Below are 19,562 nucleotides of genomic sequence, written 5' to 3'. Positions count from 1 at the left end.
GGGGCTAGCCTATGGGAAATGCTTCGATAAGCTGGGAACACCGCAACCTTTGAAAGAAATACACACATGCTGGAGCATTTAATCCGCCGCCGGCCCATCCTGGGTCAGCAGTTGTTGGAAGTCACACGATGATACGGCGCGGGAAATCAGAAAGCCCTGAACCTGGCTGCAATGGATTCTACGCAATAGTGCCAGTTCCTGCGCTGTTTCCACGCCCTCGGCGACGACGGTCAGGCCCAGCTGCCGTCCCAGAGCCACGATGCTGGTGAGCGCCTGCGTCAGTTCCTCGCTGTCGTTGCAACCCTGTACGAGCGCCCGGTCGATCTTCAGTTCGGTGAATGGGGTCGACACCAGGTGCATGTATGAGCTGTAGCCTTGGCCGAAATCATCCTGCGAAAGGCCGAATCCCTTGATCCGCAAGCGGCAAGCACCGGCGTAGAAGTTGCTGATGTTTTCCGGCATGGAACACTCCATCAGCTCAAAGCAAATCATGCCGGGGATACCATGATGCTCGAGCACAAACTCGAGAGCCCGGTCAGCTAGGTCGGGACTGTTGAGTAAGTGCGTCGGCAGGTTGATCGACACCGGAATCACGTAGCCGCGCATGCGCCACTGCGCCTGGGCCTTGATGGCCTGTTCCAGTACGCACCAGAGCAAGCGTTCTTCGAGATCGAAGGCCCTGAGCGCCGGCAGGAACAGGGCTGGCAGCAGCACGCCATGTTCCGGATGCAACCAGCGCACCAAGGCTTCGGCGGCGACGATGCGGCCGTTCGCCAGAGACTTTTTGGGTTGGAACCACGCGTGCAGCTCGCCGGTGTCCAGTGCGCCGAGGATCGCCAAGTGATCGATCTGCGGACCGGGCAAGGGCAATGTGGCTTGCCGCAGGTTGCCCAACTGATCGGTCAGGTTGCGCAGCGCCGCGGACTTGACCGGCTTGGAAATTACCCCAATCACCTTCACGCCGAGGTTGCGTGCAGCCAGGCTGGCACTCATCAGCATGCGTCTGGAGGCGGCGCTCATGATTGCCAACGCCGGCTTGGATCCGGAGGCCGCCAGCCCCTGGATGAACTGCACGCCATCCATGCCGGGCATGAGCAGGTCCGTGAGCACCAGATCGAAGTCATGTTGTTTCAGGCACGCCAGCGCAGCGCGGCCTTCCGCAGCAAACTCGAGATGAAAATTGCCCAGCGCATTGAACAGGTTTTGCAGGTACAGCTGCTGAAACGGATGATCTTCAACGATCAGTATGCTACTCGGTTTCATGAAAGGTTCTTTCGTAGGGCGTCAGTTGATTGTGCAAGGCCTGCAGCGTGAAAGGTTTGACCAGGCAATGGTTCATCCCTGCGGCCAGACACAGCGCGTCTTCACCGCGCATAGCGTTGGCGGTTGCTCCGATAATGGGTCCCGCATAGCCAAGCTTTCGCAGGTCGCGGGCCAGCTCGTAACCGTTTCTCTGTGGCATGTTGACGTCGCTGAGTACCACGTCAAAACGCCCTTTACGCCATAGCGTAATTGCCTCCTCACCGTTGCTGGCCAGTTCGACAGTGCAGCCCAGTTCCTGCAACTGGTCATGCAGGATCATCTGATTGATGACGTTGTCCTCGGCAACCAGAATATGCAGGTTGAGTCGTTTCAACTGCCGCTGCGCCGTTTTGTTTTCTGGTTCGAGTGCCGATAATCCCTGACTGCGGCCGATTGCCTGATGAATCGCCTGCAGGTGATTGAGGTTGACGACCCAGCTCCCGTCGGCCCATTGCGGCTCGTTGAAACCATCTCCGGCAGCGATCACCCGCGGACCCGACCATCCGTTGTCGAGACGTTGCGCGAAGACGCCGGGATGCAACTCGAGAAGAACGCTGTCCGCCACGCAGATACCGCGCGGCGGCGAGCCCAACTGCGGTCGGGCGCCCCAGCGCCGCAGCCACCCACTCATTGTGTCGGCTAGTTCGGGAACCGGCGAGACCACGTAGACCACTTTGGGCAGCAGCGCCCTGAAGCGGCTGGGCTGGGGCGGGTTTGACGGTTGCTCGAGGGGCAGGCTCAGGCTGAAGCTGCTGCCCAGACCCGGTGCGCTGACGACGCGGATGGTGCCGTTCATCAAGTGGGTCAGGCGTTGACAAATAGGCAGGCCCAGGCCGGTGCCCGCGATCGCATGGGTGTGGTCGCGGGTCTGGTAGAACGGCTCGAAGATGCGAGCCTGGTCGTCCTGGGTGATGCCTTTTCCGGTGTCGGTGACTTGCCAAAAGATGTTGGCGCGCTCTGCGTCACGCCCAAGTAACTTCACGCGCAGCACGATACGTCCTGCTTCGGTGAATTTCACCGCGTTGTTCAGCAGGTTGTAGAGGATCTGGCGGATTCTCGACACATCGCCGATCACCCGTTCGGGTAGCTTCGGATCAATCATGGCGTACACCTCAAGGCCTTTGCTATGCGCGGCGGCGGCGTAACCCTGGATGACCTCGTGGATCAGCTCGAGTATGCAAAATTCGCTGAGATCGAGCGCCAACTGGCCGGCCTCGATTTTCGATACGTCCAGCACATCACAAATCAACTGAAGCAAGGTTGCCGCAGAGCCTTCGATGTTGCGCAGATAGTTGGTTTGCTGAGAATCCAGGTCAGTCCGCGCCAGAAGCTCCAGGGTGCCCAGCACGCCATACAGTGGCGTGCGTATTTCATGACTCATGGTTGCCAGGAACAAGGTCTTGGCTTCGTTCGCCGCGTCGGCCAATTGCCGTGCCTGGTCCAGCGCTTCTTCGATCTGTGTGCGGGTGCTGATGTCGCTGAAGGCACACAGCAACACGTCTTCGCCGCGGTAGCGAGTGGCGGAGCAGCTCAGGTACAGGTGGCGTCCATCGGCGGTTTCAAAGTAGTCGGTGACGTGCGGGTCCTGCGCGGTGAACGCCCGCTGAATCCAGCGCGGGCTTAAGCGCTCGCGTTCGCCGCTTTGGCTCAGCCACTGTTGTGACAAGGTGTTTTCCAGCACCACTTGACCATTAGTGCGCCGTAACACGCACAAGGCTACCGGCGCGGTCTGAATCACATCGCTGCTGAACAACTCACTCTCGACCAGCGCCTGGATACGGCTGATGGTGGGTGTGATAAAGCGCGATTCCAGGCGGCGTATCAACAGCCATACCAGGCTGATACTGAATAGGCAGAACAGCAGAGTGGCCGCGAGTCGCGGCCACAGGGCTATCACCATATCGCGCAGGTCAATGGAATAAACCAGCTGCCAATCCGAAGACTTCAGCTGTTTACGCATAACCAGATGATCGGGCAGCCAGCCATCACCGACAAACCCGAAGAAATTCCGCCGCTGTATCTGCAACAGATTCTGACTGAGCTGTGTCAGCTTGCTGTTGCTGAACACCAGCATGCCTTCTGGGTTGAACATCATGAACTGTCCCACGCTGCGGTCGTTCAGCGCATGGGAGACTTCCTGGCCATCCATCTCCAATCCCAACCACCCCGAGTCGACATCCCGCGCGTCCAGTCGAACAAAAATATAAAGCTGTGAATGCTCGACCGACTGATGCGTCAGCCACAACTCTCCCAGCGCACAAGCGTTGTCACGTTTAAGGGCTTGCAAGTGGTCCAGCATGGCCTGGGGAAAGTCCGCGACCGTCGGGGTGGCGGTGTACAGCCGCTTGACGCGCACATCGGCGCCGCTGCTCACATAGAGCAGGTTGACCTGCTTGGCTTTCAGGTACTCCCTGATGCGCGCGGTGAGCCAGATGCTCCATTGCCTTCCGGGTGTGGTGCCCAGCAGTAGATGAATTTCTTCGGGGGATACCTGGGGCGTTAAATTATCCGGCTTGCGAATCGCCGACAGGCTCAGGCTTTCGAGCAGCGCCTCACGGGTGGTGAAAAAGGTGTGGGCTTCGGCGATAGCGCTGCTCATATGGCTGCGTCGGCGCGACACTTCGGCATTGTACGTTAGCAATAGAAAGCTATAGACGCCACTGAGTATCCCCACGAGCAATACAACGCCAAAAATACGGAGCAAGCGGCGTGCGGCGTTGGGCGTAGAAAGGAGGGGGTTGATCTGATGCAGGTACGTCTTGAGTTTCATCCCGGCACTCTAGGTTTAGAGGGTGCCGGCAGGAATGAGACGATTCTTAAATGCTCAACTCGAAAAAAATCGATAAGTCATGAGCATCTAGCGCGAAAAGCGGCACTTTTGACAGCTCCAAGCACCCGCTGTCGGAGCGGGGAAACGTGCGCAGTGTTCCCCGCGAATGGGTGTTCATCCTCCGTCACCCCGCCCGGCGCAAGCAGTGATGCCGCGCGACACTAATAGAACAAACGCGGCTCGGGGGAGGCGAGCAGGCTGGCCAGTTTGGTCAGGGCAAAGTTCAGTTCGGCGCGGCTCGGCGACATCAAGGCAATGCGTACGCCGCGCGTGGCGGTGGTGCGCTGGGCCAGGAACTGGCTGCCGCTGACCACGGTTACGCCGTGAGCGCGGGCCAGGTTGGCGTACTCGTTGCAGTTCCAGGGTTCGGGCAACTCCAGCCAGATATGAAAGCTGTTGGGCTGGCTGCTGATTTGATAGTTGCCGAGAATTTCCCTGACCATCTGCTGGCGCGCAGCGGCCTCCTGCTGCTGCTCCTTGACAAGTTGCTCACCCATGCCGCTGTTGATCAGGTTGCTGGCGAGTTGCGCCATCATCGGCGAAGGCATCCACACGCTGCTGCGGACCATGGACGACAAGCGCGAGAGGAGTTCCGGGGGCGCATAGAGATAGCCGATGCGCAGCGCCGGCAGGATGCTTTTCGACAGACTGGTCACATAAACCGAGCGCTCCGGGGCATAGGCCGAAAGCGGTTTATGCACCGTCTGTGACTCGAGGAAGCCATAAATATCATCGTCGACGATGAACACATCATATTCGCGGGCTATCTGCGCAATGGCTGCACGGCGCTCCGGCGGCATGATCGAGTTGGTCGGGTTCTGGTGCGTGGTCACGCAGACCAGCAAGGCTGGGCGGTGCTCGATGCAGGCGGCGCGAAAAGCCTCGGGGACCAGCCCGAATTCATCGATCTGCACGCCCATCAAACGCCGGTCCAGGCTGTGCGCGAGGGAGATGATGCCGGGGTAGCAATGCTCTTCGCAGAGAATCACATCCTGGGTGCGGGACAAGCTGTTGATCGCCACCAGCAAACCATGCTGCGCGCCGCTGGTGAGCACGATTTGTTGCCATCGGGCTTCTGGCAGGCTGCGCTGTACCCAGCGAGCGCCCGCTTGTTTGTGGACGGCGTGGCCGCCATCGGTGGCGTAGTCCAGAACACGACTCAAGTCTGTCGACTGCGCGAGTTCGGTAATTGCATCGCGCAGCCAGGTTCCGAAGTTGGCGTCGTTGGGCTTGATGATCGACAAATCGATCTGCGGGTTTGGCGGGGTGGACAAACGTCCCGCGTCCGACCTCGCCCACCACCAGCCCGCGCTTGGCCGCTTCGTCATAGGCGCGCCCCACGGACTTTTTCAACACAATCGGCCGATGACTGCCTGTCGCCAGCGGCAGCAATGGGCAGCTCTCTACCGATCATGTTTACTAAGCGTGCTGGTCAAATCCGATGCAATCGGTGGTCTAATCGAATGCAAACGCCTGGTGAAGTGCAATGCAAACGAGTGGTCAGTACCGATGCAATCAGATGGTCAAGTGGAGTGCAATTTCGCAGCTAGTGCGAATACGGTGGAATTGGCATACAACCAAGTGTTGGCGCTCGCCGGCCAAGTGCTCAATGAGGTCGGAAAAGACAAGGTCTTGAAGCAAACCCAACGATATGGCGCCCCGGCATTACTGCCGGAACTCGCGGATTGGGCAAAGAAGCCGGAAGCAATAGCAGATGGGGAAATCATCGAGCAGGTGTCGAAGCGGATGGTTGCCAAACAGGGCACGTTAATACCTCGACGGGAGTACCTTGCTGGAATTTTGAATAAGCGCTTACCCAACAGAAAGGAGCTTGGCTTGATAGGCAGGTGGCGGATTGCATGAAGCGTGGTGTAGACATTGAACAGATGATCGAATTGGCCAAAACGGTGACCAGTTGGGGAGAGTGGGAGCAAGGAATCGATTCACTGAGGCCATACTGATATTTGCTTTTTGGGGAGCAGAGAGTCAGGGCTTCCTGCGGGCTCAAACAGTGCGCGTTGGACGATGTATGGATCGCCCCAATTTTGTAAATACATCGAATAGCGGTTTTTCCGAGATTGTATCCCCTTGCGGGCGGATCGCTTTTGGGGAGTCCACTGACTTGCCAAACCTGATGCTCAAAGCGATGCAAATCTAAATTTAACTAGATCAATTGGTTATATTTTTAGTTGTTTTAATTCTGATCTATCGTTTTGATTGTGGGCACCTCTCTGTGGTGCCGCATAAATATATTCAGATGCAATTGCGATAGAAAAACGACTCGAAAAACCGGAAGTTAGGGCCGATTTTCGATGGATTGACGTGTCAGCTCGTGTCGCGAATGATCAGCGTCACAGGCTTCGACAACGAGACATATGCGATGCAAATTCAAACTACCGAGCAGGTTTGCGAGATCTTTAAGATTTCACGATCAACGCTTTATCGACTATCGAAAAACGATCCCGCCTTTCCACAGCCGTTGCATTTTGGTCGCGCAATTCGGTGGAACCTCGCAGATATTTGTGAGTTCTACGCGCAGCAGCGTCACGCCTCGCAAAAACGGGCATAAAAAAGCCCGCACGAGGCGGGCCTTTCCTTAATTACGTTCAGCAGCTGATTTCTTGGCGGAAACCTGCGGAACGCAATCGGTGAGCACAGTATGTATATGCCTTTGCAGATCTGCAAGCATCAATTCTGCGTGCGCGTTCACCGCCGATCAGGCGGTGGTCGATGGCGGCAATAGTTCATGGTATTGGCACATCTTCACTTATCGATACACCTCCATCCCGATTCTTTGAGCCGGGCGGTGTGTTCAATCGCGTGTTGATGGAGGCCCCGTATCAGGCTCGTTGTAGCGACAACAAAACCGCCGCGCGAGTTCGCCCCCGCGAGCACGTCATTCGCTATCCATACATGCAGATCAATCGTCCAGGGATGGTGTCTTGGCTGATCTTCGACCTCGATCACATTAATTCACTTGTCTGGGACGACGAAGGTCTACCACCGCCGAACCTGATCGTGCGGAACAGGAATAATGGCCATTCACACCTTTTCTACGCCATCCCCCCGGTCTGCACGACTGAGAACGCCCGAGACAAGCCGATTCAGTACATGAAGGCGGTCTATACCGCCTTTGCCCTGCGCTTAAAGGCCGATACCGATTACAACAGCGGCCCAGTCGCCAAGACTCCAGGGCATCCGGCTGATGGGCGAGGGCTTCTGTCCATTGCGCTTGCAAGCGTTCCAGTTGCTCGCGATAGCGCTGATCCAGACACGAAACATCCTGGGCGCACTCGTTGCGTGTTTTCAGCCAACGTCGTTGCGCGTGTATCAAGTCTGGTTGTGTTTGTGCGCAGACCTTCAGTAAATCCCGATATACCGTCGCCATCTGCGCATCCAGTTCATAAAGCCCTTCATTCGCGCAGATCGCGTTTTCCGCGGCATTCGAAGCTTTTGTGCAGTCCATTGCGCTCGCCATGGCCTGCTGGAAGAACAGCAACGCACAGGCAGATACGATGTAGCGTCCTTTGATGTACACGAGGTCGGCCTTGTAGTGAGAAGTTGGCAGGCGCGCAGGTTAATCGCTGTGTGTGGAATCTTGAAGCGTCGGCTTCAGGGAACGCCACTTCTGGCCGATAACCCAAACGGTGAGTTCAGACTTGTGCGAAATCGCTTGATAGCATTTGGCCTCCAGCTATCATCTGCGCGCCTGAAAATCGCCCTTGGTTCATCTACTTCAATTGCCTGGAAATCCTCGATGCTGTCGTATCACCAAAAGAGTTTTCTGATCGTCGATGATTTCTCGGATTTCCGCAGCTCCGTGCGCTCGATGCTGCGTGAGCTGGGGGTCAAGGACGTGGACACCGCTGACACCGGTGAGCAGGCGCTGAAGATGTGTGCGCAGAAATCCTACGATTTCATCCTGCAGGATTTCCACCTCGGTGACGGCAAGAAGAACGGCCAGCAGGTTCTTGAAGACCTGATGCTGGAAAAGCTCATCAGCCACGAAGCCGTGTTTGTGATGGTGACGGCCGAGACCAGTCAGGCGATGGTGCTCAGTGCTTTGGAGCATGAGCCGGATGCCTACCTGACCAAACCGTTCAACCGCTCGGGGCTGGCCCAGCGGCTGGAGCGTCTGGAGCAGCGCAAGACGTTGCTCAAACCGATTCTGCAAGCCCTCGACCGTGGCAAACCGGTCGAGGTGCTCAACGCCTGCATCGCCCTGTGCAAACAGGACATCCGCTATTCGCCGCTGTGTCTGCGTTATCGCGCTGATGCCTTGCGCGACTTGAACCAGAACGAAGCACTGGAACGCCTCTACGACAGCATCATTGCTGACCGGCCGTTGCCGTGGGCCTTTGCTGGATTGGGCAAGTTGCTGTTCAAGCGTGGGCAAGTGGCGCAGGCCAAAGGCGTGTATGAAAAGGCCTTGAAAGTATTCCCGATGATGCCTTCGCTGTACGACGGCATGGCTGATGTGCTGGTGTCCGAGGGCGATACCAAAGGCGCGCAGCAGGTGCTGGAAGAAGCGATTCGCCTGTCGCCGCTGGCGGTGCGTCGGCAGGCGTTGCTCGGCAAACTGGCGATGGCCAACGAAGATTTCGACACCGCCTCGCGGGCTTACCGTCAGGCTGTGTCGCAGGGCGCGCAGTCGCGCTTCAAGGATCCGGAAAGCAACCTCGGCCTGGCCCATGCGCTGATCAGCAAAGGCAGTGAGCGCGGTCTCGATACGCGCACGCGCCTGGAGATCAACACCACCCTCAGCGCTGTTGCCAAAGAGAACCCGACCGACCCCGGTTTGCAGATTCGCGCGCGTTTGATGAAGGCAACGAGCCTGCTGCTCAACGATGCCGAAACCGCCGACAAGCTCACTGAGCAAGCACTGATGCGACTCGACGGCATGGAAAAGTTCATGAGTCCGGAGGCGGCGCTGCTCGTCGCCAAGCAGTTGCAGATGCTCGGTCAGGCCGAGGCGGGTACGTCGATGCTCAAGAGCTGCGCGGAAATCTACGGTGACGATCCGGCGGTGATGAAAGACATCGCCAAGCTCACCGATGACCCGACTATCCTCAGCTCGAGCAACGCCGCCGCCGACCTCAACCGTCAGGGCGTGCGGGTGTACAAGACCGGCAATCTGGTTGAAGCCCGCGAGGTCTTCCGCAAGGCGCTGAAGATGCAACCCAAGAACATCAGTATCGCGCTGAACATGGCCCAGTCGCTGCTCCATGGCACCGACACCAGTGTGCCTTCGGCGGAGCTGGAAGAATGTCGGGCCTGCCTGAAAATGGTCGGCCTGATGCCCGACACCGACGCGCGTTTCTCGCGCTATCAGAAGCTGAAAAGCAAGGCGTTTGGCGAATGAACCAAGACGAGCAGGCATTGGATTTTTCCACGGTGATCGCCTCCACCGTTCACGACATGAAGAACTCGCTGGCCATGCTGATGCAAGCGCACAGCCAATGGCTGGCGCGTTTGCAGCAAGCGCAGCGCGAAGGCGCGGAGCAGGGCGTGATCGACTTCGAGTTCGCCCACCTCAACGGCATGCTGGTGCAGTTGCTCGGGCTGTACAAACTCGGCGTCAACCAGATGCCATTGCAGCCGGCGTATCACGAACTGGATGATTTCATCGAGGCGCAACTGGCAGCGCATCAAGAGGTATTCGCCAGCCGCGGCATCATCGCCACTTATGAAGTTGATCCACTGAGTCCGCTGGGTTTCTTTGATCGTGAACTGGTCGCCTCGGTGCTGGGCAATTGCATCAATAACGCCATTCGTTATGCCCGCGAGTCGCTGCTGATCACCGTCAGTGACGAGGCCGGGCAACTGGTGCTGAGCATCAACGATGACGGCGACGGCTATCCGGTCGAGATGCTCGAACGTCAGGCCGACTATGTACAGGGCATCAATCACAGCAGCGGCAGTACCGGGCTTGGCCTGTATTTCGCTGCCCGCATTGCCGCGTTGCATCAACGCAATGGTGTCGAGGGACGCACCGAAATCCGTAATGGCGGCCCCTTGGGTGGCGGGATCTTCAGTCTCTATCTGCCGTGATCCGAGGCTTTTTGTTTGACGCTGCTTGATATTCCGAACAGCCGAAGCCTATTTTGTTCGGGTCGCCGTTCGCGGCTCGTACAACAACAAGGATTGCGTCATGACAACCGATGGCCAGTGTTCACTCGCGCAGCGATTGACGGGCATTGATGAGATTGAATGTGTCACGCCGGATTTGAACGGCGTACCACGCGGCAAGGTGATGACCGCCGAGGGTTTTCTCGAAGGGCGTCGTTTGCAGCTCGCGCGGGGGGTGCTGCTGCAATGCATCATGGGCGGATATCCGCCGGCGCGGTTCTACGGCAGCGATGACGGTGATCTGGCGCTGATTGCCGATCCAGACCAGATTCATCCGTTGCCATGGAGTGACGAACCCCGTGCCCTGGCCATTTGCGATGCCGATGAACTGACTGGCGAAAGTTCCAGCCTGTCGACCCGTGGCCAGCTCAAGAAAGTCATCGCAGGTTACAAGGCGCTCGGTCTGGCGCCTGTGGTGGCGACCGAACTGGAATTTTTCGTGTTCGCTCCAAACACTGATCCGACCCAGCCGTTCCGAGCGCCAGTCGGTCTCGATGGCCGCCGCGAGGATGGCTTGTCGGCGTTCAGCGTCAGTTCCAACAACGGTCTGCGACCATTCTTCAGTGAAGTCTATAAATGCATGGCGGCCCTCGGTCTGCCGCGTGATACGTTCATGCACGAAATGGGCGTCAGCCAGTTCGAGATCAACCTGCTGCACGGTGATCCACTGTTGCTGGCCGATCAGACCTTCCTGTTCAAACACTTGCTCAAAGAAGTCGCGCTCAAGCATGGCCTGACCGTGGTCTGCATGGCTAAACCGCTGGCGCACACGCCGGGCAGCTCGATGCACATTCACCAGAGCATCGTTGATATCGCCAGCGGCAAAAACGTCTTCAGCGACGATAGCGGCCAGCCGACGGCGATGTTTCGCCACTTCATTGGCGGGCAGCAGGCGGGCATGGCGGACTTCACCGCGCTGTTTGCGCCGAACGTGAACTCCTACCAGCGTCTGTGCCATCCGTTCGCTTCGCCCAACAATGCCTGTTGGTCCCACGATAACCGTGCGGCCGGGCTGCGGATTCCGGCCAGTTCACCGGTCGCTCGTCGGGTCGAAAACCGTCTGCCCGGCGCCGACGCCAATCCGTATCTGGCGATCGCCGCCAGTCTGGCTGCCGGTTTGCACGGGATCGAACACGAACTGGAGCCGACCGAGGCGATTCAGGGCGAATTCGACGTGCCGGATAATCTTTCGCTGCCGTGTACCTTGCATGCCGCACTCGAACGTCTGAAACGTAGCCAATTGGCCAGGGAACTGTTCGGACAGGAGTTCATCGAAGGCTACATCGCTTCGAAGACCATGGAACTGACCAGCTTCTTTGATGAAATCACTCCCTGGGAACGGCGTGTTCTAGCAGCCCAGGCCTGACGTACCGTCGCCATCGGACTATCGTTTGATAGCCCGATACTTACTGCAAGGAGCCGCTCGGAACGCCGATGCGCCAAATCTGGAAATCCTTTCGAGCGCTGTATTTTGCCTCGCTGATGATGTTGATCGGCTCGGGTCTTCTATCTACTTATCTGGCCCTGCGCCTGGCGGCTGAAGATGTCGACGGGCTGTGGGTCGGTGCGTTGATGGCCGCCAACTATTTCGGTCTGGTGCTGGGCGGCAAGATCGGCCACCGGTTGATCGCCCGGGTCGGGCACATTCGCGCGTATTCGGCGTGTGCCGGGATCGTCGGTGCGGCGGTGTTGGGGCATGGTCTGGTGGACTGGCTGCCGGCATGGCTGGTGCTGCGAACGATTGTGGGTCTGGGCATGATGTGCCAGTACATGGTCATCGAGAGCTGGCTCAACGAGCAGGCCGATGCCAACCAGCGTGGTCTGGTGTTCAGCGGCTACATGATCGCGTCGTACCTTGGCCTGGTTTTGGGGCAGTTGATTCTGGTCATGCATCCGGGCCTCGGTCTGGAGCTGCTGATGCTGGTCGCCCTGTGCTTCGCGCTGTGTCTGGTGCCGGTGACGCTGACCCGACGGATTCACCCGGCACCGCTGCATCCGGCGCCGATGGAGCCGCGTTTTTTCATCAAGCGCGTGCCGCAATCATTGAGTACGGTGCTCGGGGCGGGTTTGATCATTGGCTCGTTTTACGGTCTGGCGCCGCTGTATGCCTCGCAGCAAGGGCTGTCGACCGAGCAGGTCGGTCTATTCATGGGTACCTGCATTTTTGCCGGATTGCTGGTGCAGTGGCCGCTGGGGTGGCTATCTGACCGATATGATCGCGCGCTGCTGATTCGTTGTTTTGCCGGTTTTCTGGCGGTTGCCGCTTTGCCGCTGGCGATCCTGCCGCAGGTACCGCTGGAGGTGCTGTTTGTGGTCGGCTTCCTCTGCTCGCTGGTGCAGTTCTGTCTGTATCCCCTGGCGGTGGCGTTTTCCAACGACCATGTCGAGGGTGATCGCCGGGTGTCGCTGACGGCGATGCTGTTGGTGACTTACGGGGTCGGTGCGAGCATCGGGCCGCTGTTGGCGGGTGTGTTGATGAAGTTGTTCGGTAGCCAAAGTCTGTACGCGTTCTTCAGCTTCTTTGCGATGGTGCTGGTGTGGCGGATTCGCCCGAAGGCGGTGACCAATCTGCATCAGGTCGACGACGCGCCGCTGCATCACGTAGCGATGCCGGACAGCATGTCCAGCTCACCGCTGGTGGCAGCCCTCGACCCGCGTGTTGACGAGCAGGTGGTGCAGGAGCAGATGCAGAACACGCCAGAGCCTGAACCGGAGCCAGTGTCAGAGCCGGAGGCGCAATCGCAACCTGAAACAGAACCTGAGTCCGAACCTGCAGCCAATCCGGATGCTGGCAACGATAAGCCCGCCCCGGATATCAGTGGCGCCAGGCCTTGAGAAGCAGTCGAAAATAAAAAAGGGCAGTCACCGCAAGGTAACTGCCCTTTTTATTGGCCGTGTCGAATCAGAGATCGTCTTTATCGAAACGCCGTGCTTCACGTTGCAGCTGATAAACAAAACGCTCGACGTTACGTGCAGCCTGACCACTGATGTTGTGGAAGCGCAGGCCGGCAAACGTGATGTTGAGTTTTTCTTCGAAGTGCAGATAACGCAGTTCGACGGAAGTCGGCTGGTTGCCGAACAGCGGCGGGGCGATCAAGCGGTCGTAGACCTGGCCCAGTTGCAGGCGGTCGGTGATGTCGCCTTCGAAGCGCAGCTTGCAACCGGTCGCGGAAATATCCAGCAGCTTGCCGTTGATCGGCGATTTGAGCTTTTCGCCGCCCAGTTCAACGTTGACCAGATCGGTCAGTTTCAGTGCCGCGCGAAAGGCGTTGCGGCGCTGGTGATACACCACTTCGCTCGGCAGTTCGCCGGTATAAAAGCGATCACCTTCGCACTCTTGGATGTTCAGCGTGCCAGTGCATTCCCAGGCAATGCGCACACCCTCATGAAAACCTTCAACTTTGAAAGACTCGCCGGCGAGCAGGAAGCGTTCGCCGTCGCGCGGGATCATTTCATCAAGGGCGATGGACGCGCTGTCACGGTCGACTTTGATCAGGTAGCTCTGGAAGCGCTGGCTGCGTTCGTGGAACGTGATGATCAGCGGATCGTGGCTTTCTTGCAGCTGACGCAGGTTGCTGGAGATTTCCAGGGGCGTGGTGAGCACCTTTGGGGGCTGCGGAGCATCATCCGCGCTTAGGGCGTTTGGCACGTTTTCTCAATCTCCAGACAAAATTTGACTACGACTGGCCAGTATTTTGCCAGCATGTTTCTCGTGTTGATAGTGCGGGCTCATCGAACGGCTTACGCCTGGCTGAACGTACGCGGCTTGACGGGTTTGGCGAAAGCACCACTGGCGTCATACAGCGCTGGCGGTTCACCCCCGGTGAGGATTTTCAGCTGATTGGCCGTAGCGGCCTGCTGTACCCGGATCGACTGGCCATTGTTGACATTGGCCGCCTGGCATTGGGCGATGAGATCGGTCAGGAAGTCGCTCTGGCTGAGCAACTGGTCGCCGAGGCTCGACTGGCTGGCGAGTTGCTCAAGCCCCTGCCGATTGGTCGGCAGGTTGAGACTGGCGAGGATTTCGCTGCGTTTGCGGCCATGCTGTTCAAGCAAAATGATCAGGGCCTGTTTGCGTGCCAGAATTTCTTCCAGCAAGGGCATGTCGCGACTATGCAAAGCGAGGGATTCGGTTTGCAGCAATTCCAGCAATTGTTGAGCTGGAGCAAAGTCGTCGATGATCAGTTGCAGTAAATGAGTGTCGTGCATGGCTGGCCTTGGGTTTTAAGCGTCCAAAAGCCTGGCGCAGGCAAAAGCCTAGCGCTGGGCTTCGAAGTTGAGCAGTTTGCTGGCTACACGGTTGCTGTCGACTTTGTAGCTGCCATCGGCAATCGCGGCTTTCAACTCGGCCACTCGGGCTTTGTCGACAGCAGGCTGATCGCGCAGCTTGTCAGTGACCTTCTGCAACTGTTGAGCCTCATTGCTGAGGTGTACCGATTCCCCGCTTTTTGCGGTACTGGCCGGTTCGGCCTGGGTATTCAGCGGCGCGGAGGTGCCGGTTTCGGCGGTTTCCCTGGCGTTGCTGGTACGTGTACTGCCCGTAAGTGACGAGGAGCTGTTCAAACGGCTGAAATCGATGACCATGTTAAAAACCTCTGGGAATTTGGACGCTTGCCATGTTTTCGGCCATCCCCTGGAAAACTTTAGGCCCATTTAGCAATAGGCCCTGCCTGCGCCGGCGCGTGTCCTGCTGCCGCACAGTTTAGGGAACCGACGAGGTCCGCGCCAGTTTTCTCATGAGCGTTTTACATGGCCACTTCCACTTGGCCTGGCGCGATGACTTGCGCCTTGATGACCCGGTTGGAGTTGAGGTTTTTCACCCGGATCTGTTCTTTCAGGCCGCCGTTGGACAGGGCTTCTCCCGGCATACGCACGGCGAGTGTGCCGGTGCGGGCGATGATGACCACTTGATCGCCCTTGCGCACGACTTCCGCCTGTTCCAGATGCACGAGCGTGATGACCTGATCGGCGACCGTTGGTCGGGTTAATTTTTGCCCGATGGCTTGATCCACCGACGTCAGAAAACCTTGATTGATTGTGCTGACGTCACGCTCTCGCAGGGTCACATCCTGCGGCTCGATAATCCCGGCGCGTTTGAGCGGTCGTGTGGTGGTCACAATCTCGCGAAACAGGCGGACTTGAGCGGGTACGAACACGGTCCAGGGCGAGCTTCCCTCACAGCGAACCTTCACGGTTACCCGTCCCAGCGGACGTGCCGGACTCTCCAAAGACGCTGTCAATTCCTTGTCGCACATGGGCATGTGCATACGGGGGTCGAGCTGGTTGACTTCGATTTCGTAGCGGCCTTCTGTTTGACTGGTAGCCAGATAGTCTTCTACGGTGAACTCAAGAAAGCCCTGAGTGACGCCGATAAGCATGTCAGGCAAGGTAACCGCATCAGCAATGGCAGGGCTGCCGGCGAAAAAGAGGCAAACGGCGGACATCGCGCAAAGCCCTCTGCGAAGGGGAGATGTCAGGCGTCGGAAAAATGTCGTTTGAGCGTTCATACGAGTTAAAAAGCAAGCGCCGTGCCGTTTAGCAATGAATGTGCGTCGCAACAACACTTGGCGTTGGTGTAGGAGTCTGGGCATGGCTGGTGTAATGGATTCGGTGAACCAGCGCACGCAACTGGTAGGGCAGAATCGCCTGGAGCTGTTGTTGTTCCGTCTCGACGGTCAGCAGCTCTACGGGATCAACGTGTTCAAGGTTCGGGAAGTGCTGCAATGCCCGCAACTGACGCTGATGCCCAAGTCCAGTCCTGTCGTGTGCGGGGTGGCGAATATTCGGGGGGCGACCATTCCGATCCTTGATCTGGCAATGGCGACCGGTTCCGGGGCATTGAAAGACAAGAAAAATCCGTTCGTGATCATCACGGAGTACAACACCAAGACCCAGGGTTTCCTGGTTCGCTCGGTGGAGCGCATCGTCAACATGAACTGGGAGGAGATCCATCCACCGCCCAAGGGCACCGGGCGCGATCATTACCTGACCGCTGTGACTCGGGTGGACAATCAGTTAGTCGAAATCATCGACGTCGAAAAGGTGCTGGCGGAAGTTGCACCGACGCCGGAAGCGATTTCGGTCGGTGTTGTCGATGTCGAGACGCAGACCAAGGCGTTGTCGCTGCGGGTGCTGACGGTCGATGACTCGTCGGTGGCGCGCAAGCAGGTCACGCGTTGCCTGCAGACGATCGGCGTTGAAGTCGTGGCGTTGAACGACGGCAAGCAGGCGCTGGATTACCTGCGCAAGCTGGTCGACGAGGGCAAGAAGCCGGAAGAAGAGTTCCTGATGATGATTTCCGACATCGAGATGCCGGAGATGGACGGGTACACCCTGACGGCCGAAATCCGCGGCGACGCTCGCATGCAAAAGCTTCATATCATCCTGCATACTTCGTTGTCGGGGGTATTCAATCAGGCGATGGTCAAGAAAGTCGGTGCCGATGACTTTTTGGCCAAGTTCCGCCCTGATGACCTGGCATCCCGGGTAGTCGACCGGATCAAAGCAGCAGATATCAGCTAGGGACCTTTTGTCCCTGGCGGTCAACACGATTTAAGAGGCGGCATCAATTTGTCTACGGGTAATTTGGATTTCGAACAGTTCCGGGTCTTCCTGGAAAAAGCCTGTGGCATTTTGCTCGGTGAAAACAAGCAGTACCTGGTCTCGAGCCGTCTCAACAAACTGATGGAGCAGCAAGGTATCAAGTCCCTGGGTGAGCTGGTTCAGCGCATCCAGACCCAGCCGCGCAGTGGTTTGCGCGAGCAGGTCGTCGATGCCATGACAACCAACGAAACCCTGTGGTTTCGTGACACCTATCCGTTTGAAGTCTTGAAGAACAAGGTGCTGCCCGAAGCCATCAAGGCCAGTCCCAACCAGCGTCTGCGGATCTGGTCGGCAGCCTGCTCGTCGGGTCAGGAACCGTACTCGCTCTCGATGTCTATCGATGAGTTCGAGCGCGTCAACCTTGGCCAGTTGAAGATGGGCGTGCAGATCGTTGCCACCGATCTCTCGGGTAGCATGCTGAACAACTGCAAGACTGGCGAGTACGACAGCCTTGCAATCGGTCGCGGTTTGTCCCCCGATCGTCTGCAGCGTTTTTTCGATCCGAAAGGACCTGGGCGCTGGGTCATCAAGGCACCGATCAAGAACCGGGTGGAGTTTCGCTCGTTCAATTTGCTCGACAGTTACGCCAGCCTGGGCAAGTTCGACATCGTGTTCTGCCGCAACGTGTTGATCTACTTCTCTGCTGAAGTGAAGAAAGACATTCTGTTGCGCATTCACAGCACGCTGAAACCGGGTGGTTATCTGTTCCTTGGCGCTTCCGAAGCGCTGAACGGTTTGCCGGATCATTACCAGATGGTCCAGTGCAGCCCGGGGATCATTTACAAGGCCAAGTAATCTGCAAATCGGCAACACAAAAACGGGAGTCCGCAGGGGCTCCCGTTTTTTTGTGCCTGGCGTTTCTACGAGGTCGCCGCTCCCACAGTGGAGCTGTGGTGTGGGTGGGAGGGGAGGGCAAGCGGCAGAAAAGCGGCAGCCAGCGGAAGTCGTTTGCCGCTTTTCTGGCATTGCCGCTTTGCCTGATCCCCGCAAAGGTGCGGTTTTCGGGGGTTTCTCGCGTTGGCACGGCGCTTGCTAAAGCTCAGTTACGAAAAACCGGTCACCCGAAGGTTCCCGACATGAGCATCAGCTTCGATAAAGCGCTCGGCATTCACGAAAAGGCATTGGGCTTCCGCGCTCAGCGTGCCGAAGTGCTGGCCAACAACATCGCCAACGCCGATACCCCGAACTACAAGGCTCGGGATCTGGACTTCTCCAAAGTGCTTGAAGCACAGACCCAGAAGAACGCCAACGGCACCATCGCCCTGAACATGACTAACAGCCGTCACATCGAAGCTGAAGGCCTGGGCAATGGCGACGAGTCGCTGATGTATCGCACGCCGATGCAGCCTTCGATAGACCAGAACACCGTAGATGCTCAGCTTGAGCAGTCGAACTACGCGCAAAACGCGGTCGGCTTCCAGGCCAGCTTCACTCTGCTCAACAGCAAATTCAAAGGGCTGGTGTCAGCCCTGCGCGGAGAGTAATCCATGTCCCTGTCCAGCGTTTTCAACATTGCCGGCAGCGGCATGAGCGCACAAACCACGCGTCTGAACACCGTGGCTTCGAACATCGCCAACGCCGAAACCGTCTCGTCGAGCATCGACCAGACCTACCGCGCCCGTCACCCGGTGTTCGCCACCATGTTCCAGGGTGGCCAGAACAGCGGCAGCAACTCGCTGTTCCAGAGCCAGGATGCCGCCGGTCAAGGCGTGCAGGTGCTCGGTGTGGTCGAAGACCAGAGCAACCTTGAAGCGCGCTACGAGCCGAACCATCCGGCCGCCGACGCCAAGGGCTACGTCTACTACCCGAACGTCAACGTGGTGGAAGAAATGGCTGACATGATTTCCGCGAGCCGTTCGTTCCAGACCAACGCCGAAATGATGAACACCGCCAAAACCATGATGCAGAAGGTGCTGACCCTCGGTCAGTAATAAGGGGCGACGGCCATGAGTGTTTCCGATACCACCAGCAGCTTGAGCATGAATGACATCCTGGCGAACTCGTCGAAAAAGACCAGTTCGACCACCGGTGGCATTGCTTCGGCTACCAACAGCGCCACCGGCGGCCAGGCACTGGGCAAGGACGCGTTCCTGCAATTGCTGGTCACCCAGCTGAAAAACCAGAACCCGCTCGACCCGCAGGACAACAGCGCGTTCGTTGCGCAGTTGGCGCAGTTCAGCAGCCTGGAAGGCATCACCACGCTTAACAGCACCGTCAGCTCGCTGGCCGGCAACTACAACTCCTCGCAGGCACTGCAGGCGTCGTCGCTGGTCGGTCGCAACGTGATCGTGCAGACCAACAGCGTTCAGATGGACGACCCGAGCAAGGGCATGACCGGTTCGGCGACCGTTCCGTCATCGATTGCCGGTGGCACCGTCAGCATTACCGACAGCAGCGGCACGGTGGTTCGCACCATCGATCTGGGCAGTCGCGCCGCAGGCAGCGCGAGCTTCACCTGGGACGGCAAGGACAAGGACGGCAATCTGGTGAAGGCCGGTACCTATACCGTCAAAGCCAACGCATCAATCAATGGCACCGCGACCGACTTGGCGACTTACCTGCCAGCCACGGTCAACAGTGTGACCATCAGCCAGACCGGCGGCGAGTTGATGCTCAACCTGTCCGGCAAGGGCACCGTCGCCCTGTCCAAAGTACAAACCATTGGTATATAGAGCCGACTAACCGGCACAAAGGAGTG

At 58.0% G+C, this 19,562-nt stretch carries 17 protein-coding genes and 3 pseudogenes; 12 read left to right on the top strand and 8 right to left on the bottom strand.

Annotation, left to right across the window (positions count from 1 at the left end; genetic code table 11):
• Nucleotides 1-78: 78 nt before the first annotated feature.
• The 3 genes and pseudogenes from AACY11_RS17965 to AACY11_RS17955 form a co-directional block, all read right to left on the bottom strand.
• Nucleotides 79-1,263 carry an EAL domain-containing response regulator gene (locus AACY11_RS17965; protein WP_339495445.1) on the bottom strand — a complete coding sequence of 395 codons (1,185 nt, stop codon included), beginning with the start codon at nucleotides 1,261-1,263 and terminating at the stop codon, nucleotides 79-81.
• Nucleotides 1,250-4,072 (bottom strand): ATP-binding protein, encoded by a 2,823-nt coding sequence (locus tag AACY11_RS17960; RefSeq protein ID WP_339495444.1) that lies wholly within the window; start codon nucleotides 4,070-4,072, stop codon nucleotides 1,250-1,252. Before AACY11_RS17960 ends, AACY11_RS17965 begins: the two co-directional genes overlap by 14 nt.
• 221 nt (nucleotides 4,073-4,293) lie before the next feature.
• Nucleotides 4,294-5,476 (bottom strand): annotated as a pseudogene (locus AACY11_RS17955) (aminotransferase-like domain-containing protein); the annotation flags it as partial.
• On the opposite strand from AACY11_RS17955, the gene AACY11_RS17950 reads away from it, so the two are divergent.
• The 3 genes and pseudogenes from AACY11_RS17950 to AACY11_RS17945 form a co-directional block, all read left to right on the top strand.
• A complete protein-coding gene (locus tag AACY11_RS17950) occupies nucleotides 5,399-5,995 on the top strand; it encodes a hypothetical protein (RefSeq protein ID WP_445261980.1) in 597 nt (198 codons plus the stop codon). The pseudogene AACY11_RS17955 and the gene AACY11_RS17950 overlap by 78 nt on opposite strands.
• A 478-nt stretch (nucleotides 5,996-6,473) precedes the next feature.
• Nucleotides 6,474-6,701 carry a helix-turn-helix transcriptional regulator gene (locus tag AACY11_RS28475; protein ID WP_201228144.1) on the top strand — a complete coding sequence of 76 codons (228 nt, stop codon included), beginning with the start codon at nucleotides 6,474-6,476 and terminating at the stop codon, nucleotides 6,699-6,701.
• A gap of 209 nt (nucleotides 6,702-6,910) precedes the next feature.
• Nucleotides 6,911-7,333, top strand: a pseudogene (locus tag AACY11_RS17945) (replication initiation protein); the annotation flags it as partial.
• Between the two features lie 151 nt (nucleotides 7,334-7,484).
• Here the strand turns inward: AACY11_RS17945 and AACY11_RS17940 are convergent.
• Nucleotides 7,485-7,598, bottom strand: a pseudogene (locus AACY11_RS17940) (hypothetical protein); the annotation flags it as partial.
• Nucleotides 7,599-7,889: 291 nt separating this feature from the next.
• On the opposite strand from AACY11_RS17940, the gene AACY11_RS17935 reads away from it, so the two are divergent.
• The 4 genes from AACY11_RS17935 to AACY11_RS17920 all read left to right on the top strand — a co-directional run bounded on the left by AACY11_RS17935 (nucleotide 7,890) and on the right by AACY11_RS17920 (nucleotide 13,096).
• Nucleotides 7,890-9,494, top strand: coding sequence for a response regulator (locus AACY11_RS17935; protein WP_339495442.1), 1,605 nt, complete (start codon nucleotides 7,890-7,892; stop codon nucleotides 9,492-9,494).
• Entirely contained in the window at nucleotides 9,491-10,183 is a 693-nt protein-coding gene (locus tag AACY11_RS17930; RefSeq protein WP_339495441.1) for a sensor histidine kinase, read from the top strand. The genes AACY11_RS17935 and AACY11_RS17930 overlap by 4 nt, the downstream gene beginning before the upstream one ends.
• A gap of 202 nt (nucleotides 10,184-10,385) precedes the next feature.
• A complete protein-coding gene (locus AACY11_RS17925; protein ID WP_339431012.1) occupies nucleotides 10,386-11,627 on the top strand; it encodes a glutamine synthetase family protein in 1,242 nt (413 codons plus the stop codon).
• Nucleotides 11,628-11,695: 68 nt separating this feature from the next.
• On the top strand, nucleotides 11,696-13,096 hold the full coding sequence (locus AACY11_RS17920; protein ID WP_339430864.1) for an MFS transporter: 1,401 nt from the start codon (nucleotides 11,696-11,698) through the stop codon (nucleotides 13,094-13,096).
• A 67-nt stretch (nucleotides 13,097-13,163) separates the two neighbouring features.
• Here the strand turns inward: AACY11_RS17920 and AACY11_RS17915 are convergent, their stop codons facing one another.
• From AACY11_RS17915 to flgA, 4 genes are all read right to left on the bottom strand, one after another.
• The gene (locus AACY11_RS17915) at nucleotides 13,164-13,910 is read right to left on the bottom strand and encodes a flagellar brake protein (protein WP_339430863.1); all 747 of its coding nucleotides are present in this window, start codon (nucleotides 13,908-13,910) and stop codon (nucleotides 13,164-13,166) included.
• A gap of 92 nt (nucleotides 13,911-14,002) precedes the next feature.
• Complete coding sequence (locus tag AACY11_RS17910) at nucleotides 14,003-14,470, bottom strand: flagella synthesis protein FlgN (RefSeq protein WP_339430862.1); 468 nt, start codon at nucleotides 14,468-14,470, stop codon at nucleotides 14,003-14,005.
• Nucleotides 14,471-14,518: 48 nt separating this feature from the next.
• The gene (gene flgM / locus AACY11_RS17905; protein ID WP_339430861.1) at nucleotides 14,519-14,845 is read right to left on the bottom strand and encodes a flagellar biosynthesis anti-sigma factor FlgM; all 327 of its coding nucleotides are present in this window, start codon (nucleotides 14,843-14,845) and stop codon (nucleotides 14,519-14,521) included.
• Nucleotides 14,846-15,006: 161 nt separating this feature from the next.
• A complete protein-coding gene (flgA, locus tag AACY11_RS17900; protein ID WP_339430860.1) occupies nucleotides 15,007-15,768 on the bottom strand; it encodes a flagellar basal body P-ring formation chaperone FlgA in 762 nt (253 codons plus the stop codon).
• Between the two features lie 82 nt (nucleotides 15,769-15,850).
• On the opposite strand from flgA, the gene AACY11_RS17895 reads away from it, so the two are divergent.
• From AACY11_RS17895 to flgD, 5 genes are all read left to right on the top strand, one after another.
• Nucleotides 15,851-16,783 carry a chemotaxis protein CheV gene (locus AACY11_RS17895; protein ID WP_221733040.1) on the top strand — a complete coding sequence of 311 codons (933 nt, stop codon included), beginning with the start codon at nucleotides 15,851-15,853 and terminating at the stop codon, nucleotides 16,781-16,783.
• 48 nt (nucleotides 16,784-16,831) lie between these two features.
• Nucleotides 16,832-17,659 carry a protein-glutamate O-methyltransferase CheR gene (gene cheR, locus AACY11_RS17890; RefSeq protein ID WP_221733039.1) on the top strand — a complete coding sequence of 276 codons (828 nt, stop codon included), beginning with the start codon at nucleotides 16,832-16,834 and terminating at the stop codon, nucleotides 17,657-17,659.
• A 281-nt stretch (nucleotides 17,660-17,940) separates the two neighbouring features.
• Nucleotides 17,941-18,348, top strand: coding sequence for a flagellar basal body rod protein FlgB (gene flgB, locus AACY11_RS17885; protein ID WP_339430859.1), 408 nt, complete (start codon nucleotides 17,941-17,943; stop codon nucleotides 18,346-18,348).
• Between the two features lie 3 nt (nucleotides 18,349-18,351).
• Entirely contained in the window at nucleotides 18,352-18,795 is a 444-nt protein-coding gene (gene flgC, locus AACY11_RS17880; protein WP_003227217.1) for a flagellar basal body rod protein FlgC, read from the top strand.
• Between the two features lie 15 nt (nucleotides 18,796-18,810).
• A complete protein-coding gene (gene flgD, locus AACY11_RS17875; RefSeq protein ID WP_339430858.1) occupies nucleotides 18,811-19,536 on the top strand; it encodes a flagellar hook assembly protein FlgD in 726 nt (241 codons plus the stop codon).
• Nucleotides 19,537-19,562 lie beyond the last annotated feature (26 nt).

Source organism: Pseudomonas sp. RA_105y_Pfl2_P56 (genome assembly GCF_963970845.1).
GTDB classification, from domain to species: Bacteria; Pseudomonadota; Gammaproteobacteria; order Pseudomonadales; family Pseudomonadaceae; genus Aquipseudomonas; species Aquipseudomonas baetica_A.
This window is presented reverse-complemented; position numbering and strand designations above follow the sequence as displayed.